Consider the following 2,806-nt stretch of genomic DNA (forward strand, 5'->3'; position numbering starts at 1 on the left):
TCGCTTATGTTAATTCATCGCCCGAGTATGTAACGTTGTGCGAGCCTGCACAATGGCGTGGAACATAGACACGTGGCAAATGCCTAGACACAAGTGGCGCCGTCGCCGGCACCGGAGGGATCAGGTCCCCGGTCCGCGCACGTGGACAATGAAAAAGCCCCGGCGCCGGAGGGACGTCGGGGCTTTCGCCATCGATCGGAATCCGCCGGATTCCGACCCAATGCTTACACGTTGAACAGGAAGTTCAACACATCCCCATCCTTGACGATGTATTCCTTGCCTTCCGCGCGCATCTTGCCCGCTTCCTCGGCGCCGCCTTCGCCCTTGTAGGCGATGTAGTCGTCGAAGGAAATGGTCTGGGCGCGGATGAAGCCGCGTTCGAAGTCGGTGTGGATCACGCCGGCCGCCTGCGGGGCGGTGGCGCCGATCGGGACGGTCCAGGCGCGCACTTCCTTCACGCCGGCCGTGAAGTAGGTCTGCAGGCCCAGCAGTTTAAATGCGGCGCGAATCAGGCGGTCCAGGCCCGGCTCTTCCATGCCGAGGTCGGCCAGGAATTCCAGCTTGTCGGCGTCGTCCAGGTTGGCGATTTCCGATTCGATGGCGGCGGAGATCGCGACGATCGGCGCGTTCTGCTTGTTGGCGAAGTCCGTCAGCAGGTCCAGCAGCGGGTTGTCCTTGAAGCCGCTTTCCGACACGTTGGCCACGAACATGGCCGGCTTGGCCGTGATCAGGCACAGCGGCTTGATCAGTTCCAGCTGGTCGGCGTCCAGGCCCAGCGTGCGCGCGGGCTGGCCATCGTTCAGGTGCGGCAGCAGCTTTTCCAGGATCGCCACCAGCTTGATCGCATCCTTGTCGCCGGCGCGCGCCTTCTTCTGCTCGCGGTGCAGCGCTTTCTCGGCGGTGCCCATGTCGGCCAGCGCCAGTTCGGTCTGGATGACTTCGATGTCGTCGATCGGGCTGACCTTGCCGGCCACGTGGATGACGTTCGGGTCTTCGAAGCAGCGCACGACGTTGACGATGGCGTCCGTCTCGCGGATGTGCGACAGGAACTGGTTGCCCAGGCCCTCGCCCTTCGACGCGCCGGCCACGAGGCCCGCGATGTCGACGAACTCGACGATCGCCTTGACGACGCGCTCCGGCTTGACGATCGCCGCCAGCTGGTCGATGCGCGGATCCGGCACCTCGACGACGCCGACGTTCGGCTCGATGGTGCAGAACGGATAGTTTTCAGCCGGGATGCCGGCCTTGGTCAGGGCATTGAACAGGGTGGACTTGCCGACGTTGGGCAGGCCGACGATGCCGCATTTGAGACTCATGGGAAGCTTTCTGGGTCGAATTTACGAAACCCCGTATTGTACCTCCGCTTGCCTGCAAAGACCGCAAACAGCCCTTTATTCCGGCCTTTTCTTGCGCATCGGCGCAATTCGCGTCGCTTAAAGCGGACGAATCCGCCCGACGTCCGGCCGCTCGACGAACGCCGCGAATTCGTCGCGCAGCCGTTCTCCCTCGTCCATCGCCTGGCGCCAGGCGCGGATGCGGGCATCGTGGTCGAGGCCATAAAACTTGAAATCGCTGCGGTCGATGAGTTTTCCGCGCGGCATTTTGGCGAGGAACGCATGGCTCGGCGCCACGATCAGGACGTTGTCGAGCCAGCCGCGATTCGGTCCGCGCGCGGCCCGGCGCCACGGCAGCGCCTTGTCCAGCCAGCCCGGCACGATGTGTTCGGAAAAATGGGGATACAGCACGATGTCGCCCGGCGCCTGCGCCGCCATCCGGGCATACGGCAGCGCCAGGTTGTAGTCGACGATGCCGCCGTCCCAGTAATGGCCGGGCGGCGCGCCGGCGATGTCGCGCACCGGTTTCATCAGCATCGGCAGGGTGCCGGAGGCCAGCAGGCCGGCCGCCAGGTTGTCCGGCGTCAGCGCGGAAAAATGCGTGGCGAAGTTGTCGAAGCGGTCGCGCAGCCAGGGCGCGTGGGCGCGGCGGTCGCCGAGCACGACGCGGTCCAGCAGATGCGCCAGCTTGTCGCGCGAAAACAGGTTGTGGAGGGCCGCCGCGGCGAATCCGCGCATCTCGGCATGACGGCGGCCGGGTGCGGCCAGGGCCCGCTTGCCGCGCACCGTCAGCACGTGCAGACGGTAGTGCGGGTGGTTGACGATGTCGCTCTCGTGGCCGCGCACGAATTCGTTCAGGAGCCCCTGCACGACGGCGTCGATCTGGTCCTGCGAGGGCCTGGTCGACGTGTAGCGCTGGCCACTGTAGAGCTCACCCAGGCGCGCGAAGGCCGTCACGGGGTCGCGCTGGCAGGCGGCCGCCATGCGCCAGGCGCCGATCGACGATCCGATCAGGATGCGCTCGCGCGGCGCGCGCGCAAACCAGTCGCCGAACACCCACTGGTCGAGGGCGCGGAACACAAGTCCCTTGGGCCCGCCCGCCGCGGCGGGCACGACGGCGATGTCGCGCGCGCGCAGGCCGTGCGCGCGGATCTGGGCCAGGGCCGCCGGCCCGGCGTGGAAGGTAAGTGCGCTCATCCCGAAATTATCGGCAGGAAGGACACGGTTGCGTAGCCTCAAGGGTCATCCGGCGGCCCTCCGTAACATGGTCCGGTCGCCCTTCCGGCCTGTGTGTCTGGAGCCCGCATGATCAGTAGATATTTTGCCTCGCTAATCTGGATGATGGTTGCGCTGTTGGCGACCGGCGGCCTCGCGCGCGCCGGCGCCGGCATCGATACCAGGTGCTGGATCATCCAACTAACTCCTCCGTTTTAACCTTAGCAATACGTAACTGAACCAGTAGACTACACATA

Annotated in this window: 2 protein-coding genes; both read right to left on the minus strand. The window is 65.4% G+C overall.

Features of this window, described 5'->3' with window-relative positions:
• Positions 1 to 224: 224 nt before the first annotated feature.
• Entirely contained in the window at positions 225 to 1,316 is a 1,092-nt protein-coding gene (ychF, locus tag ACWNCF_RS03245) for a redox-regulated ATPase YchF (protein WP_449405995.1), read from the minus strand.
• Between the two features lie 117 nt (positions 1,317 to 1,433).
• Positions 1,434 to 2,531: a patatin-like phospholipase family protein gene (locus ACWNCF_RS03250; RefSeq protein WP_449405996.1), complete on the minus strand. Its 1,098-nt coding sequence runs from the start codon at positions 2,529 to 2,531 to the stop codon at positions 1,434 to 1,436.
• Positions 2,532 to 2,806: the final 275 nt, after the last annotated feature.

The organism is Massilia phosphatilytica, assembly GCF_977014125.1.

Bases quoted from the DNA above. Each gene is read 5' to 3' on its own strand.
- ACWNCF_RS03250 (WP_449405996.1), bottom strand. From the start codon at position 2,531: ATGAGCGCACTTACCTTCCACGCCGGGCCGGCGGCCCTGGCCCAGATC.
- ychF (WP_449405995.1), bottom strand. From the start codon at position 1,316: ATGAGTCTCAAATGCGGCATCGTCGGCCTGCCCAACGTCGGCAAGTCC.